The organism is Bartonella sp. AA168HLJHH, from assembly GCF_042197365.1.
In the GTDB taxonomy this organism is placed as follows: Bacteria; Pseudomonadota; Alphaproteobacteria; order Rhizobiales; family Rhizobiaceae; genus Bartonella.
On sequence record NZ_JBHIRS010000094.1, the window covers coordinates 1 to 568 of the forward strand.

Consider the following 568-nt stretch of genomic DNA (forward strand, 5'->3'; position numbering starts at 1 on the left):
ATTCGCAATGTTCTCGCACCCCTTTGGCATGAAAAAGCAGACACAGCGCGAAAAGCACTTAACCGTATCAATATTTGTTTGAAATATGCTGCGGCTCTTGGTTTAGATGTTGATCTACAGGCTTGTATGAAGGCACGCGCGCTTTTAGGAAAACCACGTGCGACATCAACAAATATTCCTGCTATGCCATGGCAAGAAGTGCCGGCATTTTATCAAAGCTTGGATGATAAGATCCTTTCAAATTTAGCACTGAAGTTATTGATTTTGACAGGCACACGGTCATATCCATTGCGCTATTTACGCCTTGAACAAATTGACAAAAATATATGGACGATACCAAAAGAAAACATGAAAGGTATTGTAGGGAAAGTTTCAGATTTTCGCGTGCCATTAAGTCGTGAAGCTTTGAAAGTAATTGAAAAATCTCTCCCTTTTGAGAAAAAAGGTTTTCTCTTTTCTGGTCTTACCGGCAAGCCAATTTCTGATGCAAGCATGGCAAAATATATGACAGTTTGCGGCTTAACTTATCGTCCCCATGGTTTTCGTTCAAGCTTACGGGATTGGATAG

Annotated in this window: 1 protein-coding gene; it reads left to right on the plus strand. The window is 40.5% G+C overall.

What is annotated here, in order from left to right; translation table 11 throughout:
* Window positions 1-568 (plus strand): tyrosine-type recombinase/integrase (locus ACFINM_RS09930; RefSeq protein ID WP_375641411.1); only part of this gene is annotated, 568 nt, incomplete at both ends.